Source organism: Pseudostreptobacillus hongkongensis (assembly GCF_001559795.1).
GTDB classification, from domain to species: domain Bacteria; phylum Fusobacteriota; class Fusobacteriia; order Fusobacteriales; family Leptotrichiaceae; genus Pseudostreptobacillus; species Pseudostreptobacillus hongkongensis.
The window spans coordinates 1-17977 of the sequence record NZ_LOHY01000086.1; the positions used below are offsets into that span (position 1 = coordinate 1).

Annotated in this window: 22 protein-coding genes; 2 read left to right on the top strand and 20 right to left on the bottom strand. The window is 25.0% G+C overall.

Annotated features, from left to right (window positions below):
* The first annotated feature begins 111 nt into the window (after positions 1 to 111).
* Positions 112 to 2718: an alanine--tRNA ligase gene (alaS, locus tag AYC59_RS03485; protein WP_066895251.1), complete on the top strand. Its 2607-nt coding sequence runs from the start codon at positions 112 to 114 to the stop codon at positions 2716 to 2718.
* 1 nt (position 2719) lies between these two features.
* The gene (gene ruvX, locus AYC59_RS03490) at positions 2720 to 3142 is read left to right on the top strand and encodes a Holliday junction resolvase RuvX (RefSeq protein ID WP_066895253.1); all 423 of its coding nucleotides are present in this window, start codon (positions 2720 to 2722) and stop codon (positions 3140 to 3142) included.
* A gap of 340 nt (positions 3143 to 3482) precedes the next feature.
* On the opposite strand, the gene AYC59_RS03495 is transcribed toward ruvX, so the two are convergent.
* From AYC59_RS03495 to AYC59_RS03585, 20 genes are all read right to left on the bottom strand, one after another.
* Complete coding sequence (locus AYC59_RS03495; RefSeq protein WP_066895255.1) at positions 3483 to 4430, bottom strand: pyridoxal-phosphate dependent enzyme; 948 nt, start codon at positions 4428 to 4430, stop codon at positions 3483 to 3485.
* Between the two features lie 86 nt (positions 4431 to 4516).
* Complete coding sequence (locus tag AYC59_RS03500) at positions 4517 to 6601, bottom strand: hypothetical protein (protein WP_169792219.1); 2085 nt, start codon at positions 6599 to 6601, stop codon at positions 4517 to 4519.
* A gap of 65 nt (positions 6602 to 6666) precedes the next feature.
* Positions 6667 to 7002, bottom strand: coding sequence for a holo-ACP synthase (gene acpS / locus AYC59_RS03505; protein WP_066895259.1), 336 nt, complete (start codon positions 7000 to 7002; stop codon positions 6667 to 6669).
* The gene (locus tag AYC59_RS03510; RefSeq protein WP_066895261.1) at positions 6990 to 7760 is read right to left on the bottom strand and encodes a TatD family hydrolase; all 771 of its coding nucleotides are present in this window, start codon (positions 7758 to 7760) and stop codon (positions 6990 to 6992) included. Before AYC59_RS03510 ends, acpS begins: the two co-directional genes overlap by 13 nt.
* A gap of 269 nt (positions 7761 to 8029) precedes the next feature.
* On the bottom strand, positions 8030 to 8182 hold the full coding sequence (locus AYC59_RS07555) for a phage virion morphogenesis family protein (RefSeq protein WP_082752653.1): 153 nt from the start codon (positions 8180 to 8182) through the stop codon (positions 8030 to 8032).
* A 154-nt stretch (positions 8183 to 8336) separates the two neighbouring features.
* On the bottom strand, positions 8337 to 8597 hold the full coding sequence (locus tag AYC59_RS03515; RefSeq protein WP_066895263.1) for a hypothetical protein: 261 nt from the start codon (positions 8595 to 8597) through the stop codon (positions 8337 to 8339).
* A 1-nt stretch (position 8598) separates the two neighbouring features.
* Entirely contained in the window at positions 8599 to 9150 is a 552-nt protein-coding gene (locus AYC59_RS03520) for a hypothetical protein (RefSeq protein WP_066895265.1), read from the bottom strand.
* A 331-nt stretch (positions 9151 to 9481) separates the two neighbouring features.
* Complete coding sequence (locus AYC59_RS03525; protein WP_066895267.1) at positions 9482 to 9919, bottom strand: Dps family protein; 438 nt, start codon at positions 9917 to 9919, stop codon at positions 9482 to 9484.
* A 9-nt stretch (positions 9920 to 9928) separates the two neighbouring features.
* Entirely contained in the window at positions 9929 to 10234 is a 306-nt protein-coding gene (hpf, locus tag AYC59_RS03530) for a ribosome hibernation-promoting factor, HPF/YfiA family (RefSeq protein ID WP_066895269.1), read from the bottom strand.
* A 51-nt stretch (positions 10235 to 10285) separates the two neighbouring features.
* Entirely contained in the window at positions 10286 to 10948 is a 663-nt protein-coding gene (locus tag AYC59_RS03535; protein ID WP_066895272.1) for an ABC transporter ATP-binding protein, read from the bottom strand.
* Positions 10949 to 10959: 11 nt separating this feature from the next.
* Positions 10960 to 12111: an ABC transporter permease gene (locus tag AYC59_RS03540; protein WP_066895274.1), complete on the bottom strand. Its 1152-nt coding sequence runs from the start codon at positions 12109 to 12111 to the stop codon at positions 10960 to 10962.
* 8 nt (positions 12112 to 12119) lie between these two features.
* Positions 12120 to 12623: a hypothetical protein gene (locus AYC59_RS03545; protein WP_066895276.1), complete on the bottom strand. Its 504-nt coding sequence runs from the start codon at positions 12621 to 12623 to the stop codon at positions 12120 to 12122.
* A 1-nt stretch (position 12624) separates the two neighbouring features.
* On the bottom strand, positions 12625 to 12972 hold the full coding sequence (locus tag AYC59_RS03550; protein ID WP_066895278.1) for a septum formation initiator family protein: 348 nt from the start codon (positions 12970 to 12972) through the stop codon (positions 12625 to 12627).
* Complete coding sequence (gene nrdR, locus AYC59_RS03555; protein ID WP_066895280.1) at positions 12969 to 13439, bottom strand: transcriptional regulator NrdR; 471 nt, start codon at positions 13437 to 13439, stop codon at positions 12969 to 12971. Before nrdR ends, AYC59_RS03550 begins: the two co-directional genes overlap by 4 nt.
* An 8-nt stretch (positions 13440 to 13447) precedes the next feature.
* Positions 13448 to 13903 (bottom strand): PTS sugar transporter subunit IIA, encoded by a 456-nt coding sequence (locus AYC59_RS03560; protein ID WP_066895282.1) that lies wholly within the window; start codon positions 13901 to 13903, stop codon positions 13448 to 13450.
* A 10-nt stretch (positions 13904 to 13913) separates the two neighbouring features.
* Positions 13914 to 14555: a DNA repair protein RecO gene (gene recO, locus AYC59_RS03565; protein ID WP_066895284.1), complete on the bottom strand. Its 642-nt coding sequence runs from the start codon at positions 14553 to 14555 to the stop codon at positions 13914 to 13916.
* A complete protein-coding gene (locus tag AYC59_RS03570) occupies positions 14555 to 15058 on the bottom strand; it encodes a hypothetical protein (RefSeq protein ID WP_156445472.1) in 504 nt (167 codons plus the stop codon). The genes recO and AYC59_RS03570 overlap by 1 nt, the downstream gene beginning before the upstream one ends.
* 1 nt (position 15059) lies before the next feature.
* Positions 15060 to 15917 (bottom strand): rod shape-determining protein MreC, encoded by an 858-nt coding sequence (gene mreC, locus AYC59_RS03575; RefSeq protein ID WP_066895288.1) that lies wholly within the window; start codon positions 15915 to 15917, stop codon positions 15060 to 15062.
* Between the two features lie 8 nt (positions 15918 to 15925).
* Positions 15926 to 17530 carry a chaperonin GroEL gene (groL, locus tag AYC59_RS03580; RefSeq protein ID WP_066895290.1) on the bottom strand — a complete coding sequence of 535 codons (1605 nt, stop codon included), beginning with the start codon at positions 17528 to 17530 and terminating at the stop codon, positions 15926 to 15928.
* Positions 17523 to 17798 carry a co-chaperone GroES family protein gene (locus AYC59_RS03585; protein WP_082752655.1) on the bottom strand — a complete coding sequence of 92 codons (276 nt, stop codon included), beginning with the start codon at positions 17796 to 17798 and terminating at the stop codon, positions 17523 to 17525. The genes groL and AYC59_RS03585 overlap by 8 nt, the downstream gene beginning before the upstream one ends.
* Between the last annotated feature and the right edge of the window lie 179 nt (positions 17799 to 17977).

The following is a 17977-nucleotide window of genomic DNA, read 5'->3' on the forward strand; positions in this document are numbered from 1 at the left end:
ATTTGTTTTTTTAATATACAGCACATTAACAAAACATTGAAAAACTCTATATTTTATGGTATAATTTTCACAGAATTTAAAAAAAGAAAAATATATATTAAGGTGGTAAAAATGACTGGTAATGAATTAAGAAAAAGCTTTATAGATTTTTTCAAGACTAAAGAACATAAGCATTTTGAAAGTGCTTCATTAATACCTGATGATAAAACACTACTTCTAACTGTTGCAGGTATGGTTCCATTTAAACCTTTTTTCCTTGGAGAAAAAAAAGCACCATATAAAAGAATAACAACATACCAAAAATGTATAAGAACTAATGATTTAGAAAATGTTGGAGTAACTCCAAGACATCATACTTTCTTTGAAATGTTAGGGAATTTCTCATTTGGTGATTATTTCAAAAAAGAAGCTATTGAATGGTCTTGGGAATATATAACTCAAATATTAAAACTAGATCCTAAAAGACTTTATGTTTCAGTATACTTAACTGATGATGAAGCATATGATATTTGGACTAAAGAAATAGGTGTACCTGAAGATCACATGGTTAGACTTGGCGATGATGATAACTGGTGGGCAGCAGGTCCTATAGGTTCTTGTGGACCATGTAGTGAGATATACTATGATACTATGAATATGGGTGAAAATAACGAAGAAATAAATGCTAAACCTGGAGATGAAGGAAATAGATTCCTTGAAATTTGGAACTTAGTATTTACTGAGTGGAATAGATTAGAAGACGGAAGTTTAGTTCCTCTTCCAGAAAAGAATATAGATACAGGAGCAGGACTTGAAAGAATAGCATCTGTTGTTCAAAATAAAGTAAATAATTTTGAAACTGACATTTTTTCACCAATTACTAATGAAATTAAAAAAGTACTTCAATTAAATGAAGACGGTCTTTCAACACCAGTTAAAATAGTTGCTGATCACCTTCGTGCATCAACTTTCTTAATTGCTGATGGTGTATTACCATCTAATGAAGGACGTGGATATATACTTAAAAAACTAATAAGAAGAGCTTATGGATCAGGAGCATTAGAAAATAAAGAAATTTTTGATAATTCAGAAACTTATTTATACAAAATAGTTGATACTATAATAGATAATATAAAAGAAGCTTATCCTGAACTTGAAGAAAAAAGAGAATATATAAAAAATATAATTAAAAATGAAGAAGATAAATTCTCAAGAACTTTAAAAATAGGTACTAATATCTTATTTGAAGAAATAGAAGAAGCCCGTAAAAATAATAGTAATAAATTAAGCAGTGAAGTTTCATTTAAACTTTACGATACTTATGGATTCCCATTTGAATTCACTAAATTTATTGCTGAAAATAATAATATAGAAGTTTCTGAAGATGAATTTAATATTAAACTTGAAGAACAAGTTAAGAGATCTCAAGATTCAAGAAACAAAACATCTGATATGATTAAAGATGAATTTATAGATTCATTCTATAAAACTCATGGTAAAACACAATTTTTAGGTTATGATAGTCTTAAGATTTATTCTAAAGTTTTACATATTAAAGAAATAGAAAATAAAATGTATGAAATAATATTTGAAGAAACACCATTTTATGCTGAAAGTGGAGGACAAGTATCTGATCGTGGTATAATAACTGATAAAAAAGAATTTACAGGAGAAATTATTAATGTAGTTAAAAAATCAGATATATTTATACACTACTTTAAATTAATAAGTGGTAATATACCTAATGTTGGAGATGAATTAAAATTAATAGTTGATGAAGAATTTAGACGTGATACTATGAAAAATCACACAGCAACTCACTTATTACATAAAGCATTACGTGAAGTTTTAGGAACAACTGTTGAACAAGCTGGATCTTTAGTTAATAATAAAGGTTTAAGATTTGACTTCTCATACTATGAAGCTATTACTCCGGAGCAATTAAGATTAATTGAAACTAAAGTTAATGATGCTATTCTTGCAAATATGCCAGTATATATAACTTATGAAAATATTAATGATGCGATTTCAAAAGGTGCTATGGCTCTATTTAGCGATAAATACGGAGATATAGTTAGAGTTGTAGATATTTCGGATTATTCTATAGAATTATGCGGTGGGACTCACGTTAAATCAACTGGTGCTATTGGATTATTCAAAATTTTATCTGAACAAGGTAAAGCAAGTGGTGTTAGAAGAATAGAAGCAATTACAGGAAAAGAAAGTCTTGCTTATTTATATAAATTAGAAAATACTATAGATGATATATCTTCTAAATTTAAAACAAGTTCTGGAAATGTTATTGAAGCTATTAATAAATCACGTGAAGAAGCTAAATTACAAGAACAATTAATTAAAGAATTACAAAGAAGATTAGTTACTTACGAAATGAGTGATCTTGTTAATGAAGCAGTTGAAATTAATGGTGTAAAAGTTCTTTATAAAGACTTTGAAAATAAGGATATAGATGAACTTAAGAGCTTAATAGATATAGCTAAGCAAAAATTAAAATCTTGTGTTGTTATATTTGGTTCAAACAATGATAAAGCAATATTCGTTGCTGGAGTTACAAAAGATTTAACTTCTAAATATCATTCTGGAAATATAGTTAAAGTAGCAGCTAACTTTGCTGGTGGAAATGGTGGAGGTAGACCTGATTTTGCTCAAGCTGGAGGAAAAGAGGGTAAATTAACTAAAGATGCTATTAATGCTGCTATAGAATATATTAAAGGACTTTAATATGAGTGTATATTTAGGACTTGATGTTGGAGATGTTAGAGTTGGTGTAGCAAAGTCTGATATGTTAGGAATGTTTGCATCAGCTTATGAAGTAATAGATCGAAACAAGGTTAATCCTTTTATTAGAATTAATGAAATAATACTTGAAGAAAAAGTAATAGGTTTAGTTGTAGGACAGCCTAAGACTAAAGATGGTCAAAATGCTATTCAGGTTGAAAAAGTAGAAAAATTTTTAAATGAATTAAAAAAACATTTAACTAATGATATACCTATATATTTCATTGATGAAAGATATACTACTAAAGAAGCAGAGTATTATTTAAAAAACTTTTCTAAAAAAAATGGAAAAGAAAGAAGAAAAGTTGTGGATATGATAGCTGCTACAATAATACTTCAAAATTTTTTAGATAAAAAAATTAAATAAAATATATAGAAAATATATACCTAAAATTACCTGGTAAAACATAGTAATTTTGTAACAAAGGTATATATTTTTTGTTTATAATAATATTTATAAAAATATTGACATCTATAAATTCTGATATATAATATTATTGATATATATTATTTTAAATTTACATTTTAAGAATCATATTATTCTAAAAGAATATCAAACATTACAGACAAATTGACAACAAAATTATAAGTTTGAGAGTCTTATTATTCTAAAGGTATATAAACATTTAACATTTCTTTTATATAACAAAAAACTACAGCTAATAGTTTAATACTGTAGTTTTTAATATCACTATAAAATTCTTTCCCTAAAATTCTAAACTCTTTAATATTTCTTCATCTATATTTCCACCAGATAAAATTATACAATTTTTCTTATTTTCAAATTTTTCTCTATATTGTAAATAAGCTGCAAATCCTATAGATCCTGATGGTTCTACTAAATTTTTTTCTTTTAAAAGTAATAATTTAATAGCTTCTTTAACATATTTTTCTTCTACAATCAATATTTCATCTAATATATATGGAGCCAATCTATAAGGTGTTTCTCCTACACCTCCTAGTAATGCATCACATATAGTTTCACCTTTTGCTGGAAAATTATCATATCTAACATTATCTTTTAAACTTTCAAACATAGAAGGTGACATTTCTGTTTGAACTCCTATAACCTTAATTTTAGAATTATACCCTTTAATATATGCACCTACTCCTCCTAATATCCCCCCTCCCCCAAGTGGAACAAAAATTTGATCTATTTCTGGATAATCTTCTAATATTTCAAGTGCAAGAGTTCCCTGACCTGAAAGAGCTAGTTCATCAGAGCAAGGGTCTATAAATACCGCATTATTTTCTCTTGAATAATTAATTGCATATTCATGAGCTTCATCATAACTTTTACCTTTTAGTATAACTTGAGGTTCAAAACTTTTAATTTTATCTATTTTATTAATACTAGTTTTCTCAGATAAAAATATTTTAACATTTGAAAAGCCTAATTTCTTACCTACATAGGCAACAGACATACCGTGGTTCCCACTAGATACTGCTACTATTTCTGTATCTTTATTCAAAGTAGTTAATTTAGCGAATGCTCCCCTTACTTTACAACAATTTAATAATTGTCTATTTTCAGTTTTAAAATATATTTCAGTATTTTTATCACTAAAATTTATAGATTTATATGTTTCTGTTCTAATTATATATTTCTTTATTCTTTCATATGAATCAATAACCATTTTATACATATTTTCCATATAATCACCTCAAGTATAGTTTAATATATTTATATATTTTTTACAAGTATAGAAAAAACTCCCACTTTCGTGAGAGTTTAATTTCATTACCATCTATATTTTAAATTTAAACTTAATTTACCTTCAGCAGAATTAAAGAATGAATTATTTACACCATTTTTCTTGTTAAATTTAAATATTCCTTCTAATTTAGGCCCTACTTCTAATCTGCCATCTACAAATCTTATAGAAGTGCCTAATGATGGAGTTAATACTAAATCATGTTGATCATTTGCATTTTTCAAATTATTAGCCTGAGCTATAACTTTATCTCTGAATTTTTCATCTTTAATATTATTTCTATAATCTATTATTTGTGGATAATAATTATCATCTATTCTTGTAACATTAATAATATAGTCTGTAAATGCTTTATATAAATCATTTCCTAAATCATTATATCTATATTCAGTCTTGAATCCACCAATTATATCTATATTTTTATCGTAGTTATATTTACTTTCAAGATTAAGTGAAGCATTTATTCCTTGTTTTTTAAGAACTAAAGTCGCATCTGTATTTAAGTCTACGTATCCATATTTAACATTTAAATCTGCCATATTACTAAATTTATCTATACTATGATTTGTTGCTTTAACTCCTAGATCTGCAAATACTGCAAAATTAGGATTTTTACTATATTTATAGTAATCATAAATATTAGCACTCGCTACAATATCTGTATCCATAAATTTAGTAGTCAAGCTATTTTTTAACCATCCAAATTGTCTGTGGAATAATAACTCTGTTCCAGTTTTTTGTAATACATAACGTAATCCTAATTCAGATTTTAACATATTATCTGAGTAATTAACTGTTGGACCTAATACAACCCAATGTTTATTCTTTTCAAGTTTATTATTTTTACCAAATACATCTAAATGATAGTCAAGATTAAATGCAACATTAAATTTATCATATTTATATTCAGCCTTATTTTCACTCATTACTGCAACAGTATTTTCTAATGTAGCAGAAAGAGGTGTTGTATTTTTTAAAACTTGACCTAACATATGCTTATATGTATATTTAGCTTTATTCTTTGTAGTAAATTTGAAATCACCCATCATATATTCTGCACCAACTTTAAGTTCAGGAGTATGAGTCATATCTCCTTTATTTCCTTTATATGTTTTAGTTGCTTCTGTAATATCTTGTGATAAAACTTGACTATTTATACCTAATTTATAGTTCAAATCACCTGTTAGTTTTAGATTTTCAATACCAGTATATACTGCACCATTTTCAACTTTTAAATTAATAGTACGTGTATCTTTAACATTTTCTGCATTTTCTTTTGATAATATAGTGTCTAATTCTACTTCACCTAAATTAGTTAATTTTAAGTCTTTATTTAGCATAGTTTCAAGTTTTCCATTTACTTTCAACTTACCTAATGACTTGTAATTAGTTGAATCTAATAAATTTCTTACAAATCCACTAGCCTTCATATTATCATTAATATTACCATTTAATTTAACAAAACTTTCAACTGTTGCATCTTCAAAATTTTTACTTGAATAATTTAATCCACCTATTAAATTAACTTTATCAACTTTACCATGCGTAACTACACCAAATACTAAAGTATGTTCTGGTTTATGTAATTTATATCCATTTTCTTCTAAATATCCAACTTTTTCATCTTTATTAAAATATCTCTTAGAATCAAATTTATTTTTAGCTTTTAAATGTGCAACAATTGCATCTTCTAAAATAAATTTTGATTCAACAATCTTATTATTAACATTCTTTAAAGTTTTAGTATATCCATGTTTAGTACCTAAATTTACTGTTAAATCAAAATCTTCACTTACTTTTGAATCAACTCTCATACCTACATAGTAATTACCAAATGCATCAAATACTAAATTTTTTCCAAAATCTTTTTTTAATACATCTCCTTTTGTTCCAACAAATACAGAAACATCATTACTATCAGTAAAATATGCTTGTAATTTAGTTTCTTTAAATAATTTTGAAGTACTAGGAACCCCTTTATGATTAAATCCATTTGAAGTGTATCCATTTTGAACACTACCTGTAGTAGTTACTTCCAAATTACCATTAAAATTATCAGCTAAACTTATAACAGAAGTTAAAGCTATCATACCAAATAATACTTTTTTCATCATTTCTCCTCCTAATGTGTATTTCAATATTAGTATAATATGATTTTTCTGTTTGTCAATAGACATTAATATAAAATAACAAAAGAAATTGCATTGTGTTCAGTATGACTTATGCTTACATCTCCATTTATTTTTTCACCTGATATTAAAATATATGGTTTCCCATTTTCATCATTTAAAATTTCTGTATTTCTCATAGGAATTTCTATACCTATTCCTTTTGCTTTAAAATATGCTTCTTTAGCTGCAAATTTCCCAGCATATGATTCATACTTATTTTTCTTATTTTCACAGTATTCTATTTCCTTAGTACTAAAAACATTTGTTTTAAAGTTTTCTGTTCTTTCAATTGCTTTTTTAATCCTTTCAACTTCTACTATATCAGTTCCTATTTTATACATATTCCGTACACCTTTTTAGCATTTTCTGTAGTAATTCTTTTTACTTCTTCTACATCCATATTTTTTATTTCAGCTATCTTATTAACTACATATTCAACATAAACAGGATTATTTGGTTTACCTCTAAATGGTACTGGAGTTAAATATGGTGAATCTGTTTCTATAACTATTCTATCAATAGGCATTTTTTCAACCATCTCATGTCCTATCTTATTATTCTTAAATGTTACTGTTCCACCAACACCTACATAGAATCTATCAAGTATAGGTAACACTTCCTCATAACTACCAGGATAACAATGCATAATTCCTCTTAATTTCGGATAACTTTTAACTATTTCTAGTGTATCATCTAAAGCTTCTCTTGTATGTATTACTATAGGCAAATCATTTTCTATAGCTAACTCAATTTGTTTTTTAAATCCTTCTTTTTGAACTTCAATAGGATCATTCATCCAATGATAGTCAAGCCCTATCTCTCCTATCGCAACTATCTTATTATTATTTTTTGATATATTAATTAATTCTTTCATCTTATCTTCATCATATTTAGATATATCACAAGGATGATAACCTATAGTTGCAAACATTTTATCATTATTATTTGCATATTCAATACAACTTAATGATGTTTCATAATCACAAGATATATTAACTATAAAGTCTAGCTTTTCATTAATTTGTTTTATAATTTCATCTCTATTTTCATCATATGTATCATCATAAAGATGTAAATGTGTATCAACTAAATTTTTCAATTTATACACCTCCTAATTGATATAAATAATTATGACACAAAAATTAATAACAGTCAATAAATAGAATTTTTTTGAATATTGTGAAATTTAGATGTTATCATATAAAATATAGATTATATGTAGAAAATTTTTATAGTAAAAAAATAACACCGCTATAAAAGTGTTATATATCTAGTTTATTTCTTATTATATTATCAACTACTTCTCTTACTACTAAACATTGTATATTCTAGCATATTTAGTATTACCTTATCTGTATTATCATCACTTTATGTAGTTGAACTGTTTAATAATCTTTCAGTATCTCTTAAAGGTTTTCCCTCTCTTCCTTTTAATGGCTTCCAAGCATTACCATCAGGATCTACTCCCCTATGAAATCTATACTTTACTTTATTTTGCATAGCTGTTGCAACTTTTCTCATTATATCTTTTTTAACTTCTATATCTAAATCTTTGGGTATCTTAATACCTCTTATTTTTTTATTTCTATGTTCATATTTCTCCTAAAAATAAAAAATAGAGCCTTTTGATTGTAAGCTCTACTGTATCTACACTTATAATGTCCACCAATGTCAATTATAATTTGTATCCTTTTTTCATATTATCCATGTATAGTTTTTCATTTTTAAAATATACTTCTGGTAACAATTCTAAAATACTACAATTATTTTTTAATGCTTCTCTAAGTAAAGCAGCAATATCAAATTCAGTATATCCTCTAGGGAAAAAATCAAAATATAATTGTTTTTCATCTTTATGTTTTTCATAATATTCCCTTAAAATATTTATGTTATTTATATCTTTAAAAGTATATTCTTCAACCAATAATAAATACATTTTAATTACCTCCTAAAATATTATTTAACAACTCAAAGTATATTTCACAAGATTTAGAGAAATATCTATTTATAAGTTCATAACTTTCTATATTAGTAATCAAAGAGCTTATAACTTCTGTAAAAAATTCAATTGATACTTTAGTATCTTTACCTATATTTATATACTGACTTCTTATATTTATATAAATTATTTCATCAGCTATACTACTTAAAGTATCCTTATCATTCACATCTATTCTCAATGAATTAATAATATCATTTTTATAGTCTAATTTGATTTTTTCAAATTCAAGAACTAACATTTCATAAATACTTTTATTATATTTTTTACTAATAAATACCTCAGAATAAAGTAAATCGTTATCTTTAGATATATCCTTATATTTTTCAAAGTAAGCTAAACGATCTATATTATGCCCTAATTCATAAAATAAAACATCGTAAGGTTTTGCAATATCCGTCCCATTTAATATATCATCTATACTCAAATTAATTCCTGATACTTTATCATTTATTCTAGGTATATCAACTGGACTAAAATCAAGCTCCACTATAGTAACCTTATTAAAATCCTTCTATACTTTTTATTATTCTTTTGTTTCTTTAACCTCTAATTTTCATCTATTTTAGGTTTATACGTATTATTTGAATTATTATTTTGCTGTTTATTTTCTTTTTTAGCTACATCAATTATATTATCATTTTCTGTATCTAAACATGAACATCTAATAGCAAAACCTATTAAACTAAACTCTCCCTTTTATCATACTTTAAACTCCTTTACATATGTTTTTAGCTTTAGTATAACACAATCAAAATTAATTTGCATTATAAATTATAAAAAAAACGTATCTAAGTCCATTCTTAGATACGTGTAAAAGACTATTTAATATATGCCTTCATTGTCCATAATAATTTTTCATATTCTAATATATGAGAATCAAGTTCTGCACTTGTTCCATAATCTTTTTCTTCATCAGTAATTTCTTTTAATACTCTTACTGAATTTAATAAGTATTCAGTATCAGAAATTAAATGTTTTAATGCTTCTTTTACTGTAATATCTTCATCATTTGCTTCAACAATCTTAGTAATTTCTAAATATTTTTTAGAAGTTCCATAAGGTCTTCCACCTATAGATAATATTCTTTCTGCAATTACGTCTATTTTTTCATTAACTGCATCATAGATTTCTTCAAGTTTAGCATGAACTGTAAAGAACCCTTGTCCTACTACATTCCAATGATAATTTTGAACCTTTCTATAATAAATATTTAAATCTGCTAAATATTGGTTTAAAGCCACTATTGTTTTTTCCATTTTATCCTCCTAATCTCTATCTTTCATTTTTTCTTTATATTTTCTTACTTGTCTTTCAAGTGAGTCTGCTAATATATCTATAGCAGAGTATAAGTCATCTTTTTCTTCCTCTACTCTAATAGTTTTGTTAGGTACTGAAGTTAATGCTATAGCCCTATATACTTTACCTTCAGACTTAGTATTTTCAACAGTTAAAGTAACATGTGTTTCAGTTATATTTTCAAGATATTTAGTAATTCTTGAAATTTTTGTTTCTACATATTCCTTTAAGGATTCTGTCATTTCTAAATGTTTTCCGCTTATTATTATTTTCATAATAACACTTCCTTCCTAATATATCTATCTATCTATATATATTATACACTATTAATCTAATTTTATCAACTCACCTTTAACTAAACTATATTTATCTCTAGCTAGATTTGCAAGTTCTATACTATGTGTAACTATTATTATTCCCTGACCTTTTTTATTAAGTTCGACAAATAAATTATTTATTAATTCACTTGTTTCACCATCCAGATTACCAGTTGGTTCATCTGCAAGTATTATGTCTGGTGAATTAATTAAAGCTCTAGCTATTGCAACTCTTTGTTTTTCTCCTCCAGATAATTCTTGAGGTCTATGTTTTAATCTATGACCAAGTCCAACACTTTCTAATAGTTCTATGGCTCTTTTTTCTATTTCTAATCTAGATATATCATCTCTAATTAATGCAGGCATCATAACATTTTCAACTGCATTAAATTCATTTAAAAGATAATGAAATTGAAAAACATAACCTATATTACTATTTCTTAATTGAACTAAATCATTTTTATCAATATCTTGATTGTTAATCAAAATTTCACCACTAGTTTTATTATCTAAAAGTCCCAAAATATTTAAAAGTGTTGTTTTACCACTCCCAGATTTTCCTTGTATAGAAACAAAGTCACCATTATTAAACTTGAAATTTATATTTTTTAAAACTTCAATTTTTTCTGATTTTGTTTCATATATTTTATTTACATTTTTTAATTCTAACATAAAATGACCTCTTAATTATTATACTTTATAGCATCAGTTGGTTTCATCTTAGATGCTTTCATAGATGGAAGTATAGTTGAAAATAGGATTAAAATAAATGCAACTAAATATATTATAGATAATTCTATAAAGCTAACGCTTACAGGCAAAGTATCTAAATAATATGTAGTTGTAATATAGTATTTAAAGATTACTTTAAGTAAAATTATAACTATAGGTGATAATATTATAGATAATATCATACCAGAAACTCCTATTATCATACCTTCATATACAAATATTTTTAAAACATTGCTATCTGAATATCCCATAGCCTTTAATATACCTATATCTGATATTTTTTCTCTAACTATCATATTTAAAATTACAGATATGGCAAAAGATGCTATAAGTACTATCAAACTAAGTATTGCAACTAAAACAAATTTTTCAAAATTAATTGCACTTAATAAACTTTGATTATCCATATTCCAACTATGTACAAATACTTTATCTCCTAAATTATTATTAATATTATTTACTAATTTATTTATATTTGATATATTAGTTGGATTTTTAATATTAATTGAAATATTTGTAGCAATTTCTCCTTTTTCCTTTAATAATTGCAATGTCTCTAAAGGAAGTAATAAAAGTTCTGAATCATATGTATAATAACCAGTTTTAAATACACCAGTTATTTTAACTCTTATTTCCTTAGTATCTGTTGTTATTATATTAATTTCATCTCCAAGTTTAGTGCCCGTTTTATTTAAAAACTCATTTCCTACTAATACTCCTGTTAAATCTGAATTAGATTTAACTCCTTCTATCATATTAATATCTAATAATTCTAAATTAGTCCCTATTATTAAACTAGTTGTTGATAATCCATTGACATTAACCAGTCCTTGTGTTTCTATTCTAGGATTAACTGTTTTAACATCATATTTTTGTAATTCTTCTACTATTTCTTTATATCCTTCTTCATAATTTTCATACACACTAACATTTATATGTGGTGAAAGAGATAATATAGAATTTAACATATTATTCTTCAAACCATTAGAAATAGATAAAGAAACAACAAAAACAGTAAGTGATATAGCAACACCTAATATTGATACTATACTTTGAAATTTTCTATCAATGATATGCCTTTTAGCAATAAAAAATTCTACCATTTTTACCTCTATTCTGAAAATTCTACTTTTAGATTAGTTAATTCTGATATTTGTTTTATAAACCTTATTTTATATGAAATATTAAGTCTAAACATATATTCTGATCCATCTTTTGAAACTAAAGATAATGCTTTTTCATACTTTGAACCTCTAAACTTAATATCTTTAATAGTTAATCTTTTTATATCAGATATTATTATTTTCTTTTTACCAGTATTTATATAGTTTTCATCTATAACTACTATATAATTAAAAATTGTATAAAGATTGAATAATATATATACTATTAAAAGTAACTCAAGTACTAATCTTAATACTAGATTTGAATCTATACTAGAAAAATTCATTGTTGTAAAAGAATATATAAGCAGCATAAAAATACAAACTATTAGTATAAATGATCTAAAAAAATACATTATTGATAATCTATATTTGAATTCTTTTTTAGGATTTTCTATATACTCATTTTCTATTTTAGTTTTTAAAGTTTCATTTGTTTCTAAATTAAACATTTTATTCACCTTTTTCCTCAGTTTTAGATGTAGTCACATCATTTCCTTCTTCTTTTTGAACTGTACCTGCTTCTTCATCTACTATTTTATATATAGTTTCTCCTTCTTTTTTTAGATTCAACTTATCTCTTACAAATTTTTCTTTATTTATTCCTTCTCTAGCATCTTCTAATTCTTTTTGGATTTTCTCTTTTTCTTCCTTTAATTTTTCATATTTTGCATTACTTTCTGCAAGTTTTAATTTCATTTCACGAGTTTTTAATATATTATCATATATTCTATATGATAAACTTGCTGTTATTAGAAATAAAACTAATACAAAAATGTATAGCCAACGCTTAGATTTCATTTTTTACTCTCTTTCTTTTTCTTTTTAATCTCTTTAATAACCTTTAAGAAATTATCTAGATTATCAAATTTATTATATACAGAAGCAAATCTAACATAAGCTACTTCATCTAAATAAAATAGATTTTCCATTATTATATCTCCAAGCTTAGAGCTTTCTATTTTACCATTATAATTAGTTAATATATCTCTTTCTATATCATCTATTAAAACATCTATTTTAGAATTATCATAATTTCTTTTAACTAAAGATCTTACTATACCTTGATAAACTTTATTTCTATCATATTCTTCTATTTCACCGTTTGTCTTAATTATATATATAGGAAGATTGTATATTTTTTCAGAAGTATTAAACCTTTTTAAACACTTTTCACATTCTCTTCTTCTTTTTATAGAATTACCTTCATTTTGAGCACGGCTATCTATAACTCTTGTATCATGATTACCACAATATGGACATTTCATACTTACACCTATTTAATTTCCATTTTTTTAATTATTTCTATAACTTCTTCTTCAGAACTAGCATTTAAAAGATTTTCCGTAAATGATTTATCTTGAGCAAATCTTGATATTCTAGCTAATAAAGTTAAATATTCTTGACTCATACTATTAGGTGTTAAAAACATAAATACTAAATTTACCTTTTCTTCATCTATAGATTCATAATCTATACCTTCTTTATGTATACCTACACCCATAACTATTTTTGTTACAAAATCAGTTTTAGCATGTGGTATAGCTACAGATTTCCCTATTCCAGTTGATCCAATTATCTCTCTATCAAGTAAATCTTCAAATGCTTTATCCTTATCTAAAATATATTCACTATCTTTTATTTCTTTAAACATTTCTTTAAGTAATGCATTTTTTGTTTTAGATTTTAAATCCAAGTTGATTTTGTAAATGTTTTTATAAATATTATCCATTTTATATCTCCTATTCAATATATATTTTTTTATGATCTATATTTATTCCAAAATAGTTATTAATATATCTTTCAAAATATATCAATATTCTTTTTAAATCAATAATTTCTATATTATCTCTATTTTTACCATATTTAACATACATATCATACTCTTTTAATAAATTAGTATTTTTAAATAATATATCTATATCAAATATACCTAAATTTATCATTATTCTTCTTAAATAAGTTATATATATGTATAGTGTAAATTTAGAATCCAATGTTTCTTCATCTAAATTATTAATATATTCAAGTATTTCACAATTAATATTATATAAATCTTTATCTCCATATTCATAAGTAACTATTTCACTCAACACATGGACTATATAAAGACTCATCTGTAATTTGTATATATTTTTCATACAATTTTTATATTGTTTTTTTAAAATAGCATTTTCAACTGTATATGAACCATTAATCTCTTTAAACTCAAATTCTGATATACTTGTGGGCATTAGCGCTGCTTGTTCTCTTTTCTTAGATTTTCTTATACCATAAATTATAGCATTTATTTTACCATAATTTCTAGAAAATAGAGTAAGTATAACATTTGCACCTTTATCCTGTTTATTTAAAATAATAGCCTCATCTTCTATAATTTCCATTAATATTCTATAGTATAGTCATATATTATACTATTTGACTCAAATTTGATTTTTGTTGGCTTATTATTTAAATAATTTTCAAAATATATTTTATAATCTTTAGCTATTATATTTTTTAAAATTCCATTTTCAAAAATATATTTTTTATTACCTTTAGTTTGAGTTTTTGCATCTTCAAGATTTGCAAGATCCGTAAGTATAGAGTAAAGACTTTCATCTTGAGATCCCACACTTTGATTAACCGTTTGTTTAAGTTTAGGTGAATAAAGTGTTTTCTTTCCTTTTGAATAAGTATAGATTTCTCCACTATTTAACTTAGGCTCAACTACTTTAAGCTCTAACTTTAATGGTTTATATACTAAATTATACACTTTTTTCTTTTTACTATTATTCACTACAGAATTTTCAGTAACTTTTGCACTAAATTCCGTTTGTAAATAATCATAAACTTTTGCATATGTTAATGTCGTTATTAAACTTAAGATTAAAATCATTTTTTTCATTTTAATCACTTCTTTCTTCATTTATTTTTTCTATAAGTTTTAATTTAGATCTATCATATTTATATACTACTACTGTATCTAACTTACTTACATCTATATTCATCTTTAATATTAATTCTTTATTTTCAATTAGATTAATACTATTTAACATAGTATATTTACCTAAATTTAAACCTTTAGGGTATAATTCACTTACTCCTGAAGTTTTAATATCAAATACTCTAATTTTTTCTGCATCTTCAACATTAAAATTATTAATTACAAATTCTGAATTTCCTTTACCTCTTAATATTCCTTTTATAAATGAATTTACTTCAACAGACATTCTAAAATTAGAATTTGAAAGTAAATGTACTTCAGAATAATCAGTATTTACTTCATTAATTTTACCTATTATATTCCCATTACTAAACACAGGCAAATTAGTTTCTATACCATCTTTTGAACCTTTATCTATATATATTACACCGTCATCAAATAATGATGAAATAAGTATAACATCAGATATTATATATTCTGAATTAGATTCATTTTTTAAATTTAAACTCGCTCTTAATTCTGAATTTTCTTTTTTTAAATTTTCATATTCTGAATTTTTAGATTTCAAAATTTCTAATTCTTGTTTTAATTTCTTATTTTCTTCTACTTGTGTATCAAGATTTCTAACTTGTCCTAACTTATCTTGATATTCCTTAGTTATAGAATATATATTACTTCTAGTTTTAACTATATTAAAGTTTATATTACTTAAAGCACTAAAAGTAAAATTACTTATAGATGCTCTAAAAAGAATTATTACAATGAATAAAAATACACCTAAAACTAATCTCCTTACTATTTTTCTTCTATGATTTTTCATTTAATCACCTAATACATTCCGTTCATTTGCTGATTATTATTTAATTCACGTTTAGTAACAACACTAACTTCTGTAGTTAAAAGTAATGCAGCAATAGAACTTGCATTTTGAATAGCAGAACGAGTAACTTTAGTAGGGTCTAATATTCCTCTTTCAAACATATCTACATATTCTTCTTTTAATGCATCATATCCATGGTTTATTTCTGAATTTAATACTTTTTCTATTACAACTCCTGAATCCAATCCAGAGTTTATAACTATTTGTCTTAATGGTGCAAAAAGTGATTTTTTAAATATTTCTACACCTATTCCTTCTTCACCATCTATACTATATTCTTGCATATCTTTATATATTTGAATTAAAGCAGTTCCTCCACCTGCAACTACACCTTCTTCAACTGCAGCACGAGTTGCATTCAATGCATCTTCAAGTCTCATTTTCTTTTCTTTCATTTCAGTTTCTGTAGCTGCACCTACCTTAATAACTGCTACACCTCCTGAAAGTTTTGCAAGTCTTTCTTGTAATTTTTCTTTATCATATTGTGATTTAGTTTCTTCTATCTGAGATTTTATCTGATTAATTCTTTCCAATCTTTCATCTGAGTTTCCCCTACCATCAACTATTACTGTAGATTCTTTAGTTACTCTAACTCTTCTAGCTGAACCTAAGTCATCTAAATCAGTATCTTCAAGTTTTAATCCTTTTTCTTCTGACATAACTATAGCTCCTGTAAGTATAGCTATATCCTCAAGCATAGCAACACGTCTATCTCCAAATGCTGGTGCTTTAACTGCTACAACATTTAACGTACCTCTTATCTTATTAAGTACAAGCGTAGATAAGGCTTCTCCTTCTATATCCTCAGCTATAATTAATAAAGGTCTTGAATTTTCAACAACTTTTTCAAGTATTCCTATTATTTCTTTCATAGAACTAATTTTTTTTGAAGTTATTAGTATATATGGATTTTCAAGTTCAGCACTCATTCTATCTGAATCTGTAACCATATAAGGTGAAAGATACCCATTTTCAAATTTCATACCTTCTACAATTTCCATACTTGTATCAAGAGATCTAGCTTCTTCAACAGTTATAACCCCATTTTCTCCTACTACTTTCATAGCATCTGCTATTAATTTACCTATAGTTTTATCTGCTGCTGAAATAGAAGCAACTTGTTCTATTTCACTATTATCTTTTATAGCTACTGATCTTTCCTTTAATTTCTCTATCGCTACACGTGTAGCATTTTCTATACCTCTTCTAATAAACACCGGATTAGAACCTGCCTGTATCATTTTAGATCCTTCTTTTATTAAACTTTGAGCTATTACTGTAGCTGTTGTAGTACCATCACCTGCAACATCATTTGCTTTTATAGCAACTTGTTTTATTAATTCTGCGCCTAAATTTTCACTAGGATCATCAAGTTCTATTTCTTTTGCAATAGTAACACCATCATTAGTAATTAATGGCGCACCATATCCTCTATCTAAAACTACATTTCTTCCACGTGGTCCTAAAGTTATCTTAACTGCATTAGCTAAAATATTAACTCCATTTTCAAGTGCTTTTCTTGCATCATCATTGAATTTAATAACTTTACTCATTTTTAAAATCCACCTTTGCATAAACATCTTCTAAATTTACTATATATTTAATTTCATCTCCATTTCTAACTTCCATAGAAGCATCAATGTCAAATATTACATATTCATTAACACTAATATCTGTAACCTTATCTGAAACTTCTAATACTTTTGCAAAATTTTCTGCTATTTTATTATCATCAAAAAGTATTAATCCAGATTTAGTTTTATTTTCAAATTTAACTATTTCTACCAATATTCTATTTCCTAAAGGTCTTATTTTCATCATACTTCCTCTCACTATATTTTCTATAAATTATACCATATATATAGATATTATTTCAAATAAATAATAGTATATATATGTATTTTCAAATTTATTTTAAAGAAAATATATAATTAATTATTATGTAATTAACTAAACTATACATATATATACTTCCCTAACAAAAGAGGCTGTTGCAATTC

Bases quoted from the DNA above. Each gene is read 5' to 3' on its own strand.
- alaS (WP_066895251.1), top strand. From the start codon at position 112: ATGACTGGTAATGAATTAAGAAAAAGCTTTATAGATTTTTTCAAGACT.
- ruvX (WP_066895253.1), top strand. From the start codon at position 2,720: ATGAGTGTATATTTAGGACTTGATGTTGGAGATGTTAGAGTTGGTGTA.
- AYC59_RS03495 (WP_066895255.1), bottom strand. From the start codon at position 4,430: ATGGAAAATATGTATAAAATGGTTATTGATTCATATGAAAGAATAAAG.
- AYC59_RS03500 (WP_169792219.1), bottom strand. From the start codon at position 6,601: ATGAAAAAAGTATTATTTGGTATGATAGCTTTAACTTCTGTTATAAGT.
- acpS (WP_066895259.1), bottom strand. From the start codon at position 7,002: ATGTATAAAATAGGAACTGATATAGTAGAAGTTGAAAGGATTAAAAAA.
- AYC59_RS07555 (WP_082752653.1), bottom strand. From the start codon at position 8,182: ATGAGAAAAGTTGCAACAGCTATGCAAAATAAAGTAAAGTATAGATTT.
- AYC59_RS03515 (WP_066895263.1), bottom strand. From the start codon at position 8,597: ATGTATTTATTATTGGTTGAAGAATATACTTTTAAAGATATAAATAAC.
- AYC59_RS03525 (WP_066895267.1), bottom strand. From the start codon at position 9,919: ATGGAAAAAACAATAGTGGCTTTAAACCAATATTTAGCAGATTTAAAT.
- hpf (WP_066895269.1), bottom strand. From the start codon at position 10,234: ATGAAAATAATAATAAGCGGAAAACATTTAGAAATGACAGAATCCTTA.
- AYC59_RS03535 (WP_066895272.1), bottom strand. From the start codon at position 10,948: ATGTTAGAATTAAAAAATGTAAATAAAATATATGAAACAAAATCAGAA.
- AYC59_RS03540 (WP_066895274.1), bottom strand. From the start codon at position 12,111: ATGGTAGAATTTTTTATTGCTAAAAGGCATATCATTGATAGAAAATTT.
- AYC59_RS03545 (WP_066895276.1), bottom strand. From the start codon at position 12,623: ATGTTTAATTTAGAAACAAATGAAACTTTAAAAACTAAAATAGAAAAT.
- AYC59_RS03550 (WP_066895278.1), bottom strand. From the start codon at position 12,972: ATGAAATCTAAGCGTTGGCTATACATTTTTGTATTAGTTTTATTTCTA.
- nrdR (WP_066895280.1), bottom strand. From the start codon at position 13,439: ATGAAATGTCCATATTGTGGTAATCATGATACAAGAGTTATAGATAGC.
- AYC59_RS03560 (WP_066895282.1), bottom strand. From the start codon at position 13,903: ATGGATAATATTTATAAAAACATTTACAAAATCAACTTGGATTTAAAA.
- recO (WP_066895284.1), bottom strand. From the start codon at position 14,555: ATGGAAATTATAGAAGATGAGGCTATTATTTTAAATAAACAGGATAAA.
- AYC59_RS03570 (WP_156445472.1), bottom strand. From the start codon at position 15,058: ATGAAAAAAATGATTTTAATCTTAAGTTTAATAACGACATTAACATAT.
- mreC (WP_066895288.1), bottom strand. From the start codon at position 15,917: ATGAAAAATCATAGAAGAAAAATAGTAAGGAGATTAGTTTTAGGTGTA.
- groL (WP_066895290.1), bottom strand. From the start codon at position 17,530: ATGAGTAAAGTTATTAAATTCAATGATGATGCAAGAAAAGCACTTGAA.
- AYC59_RS03585 (WP_082752655.1), bottom strand. From the start codon at position 17,798: ATGATGAAAATAAGACCTTTAGGAAATAGAATATTGGTAGAAATAGTT.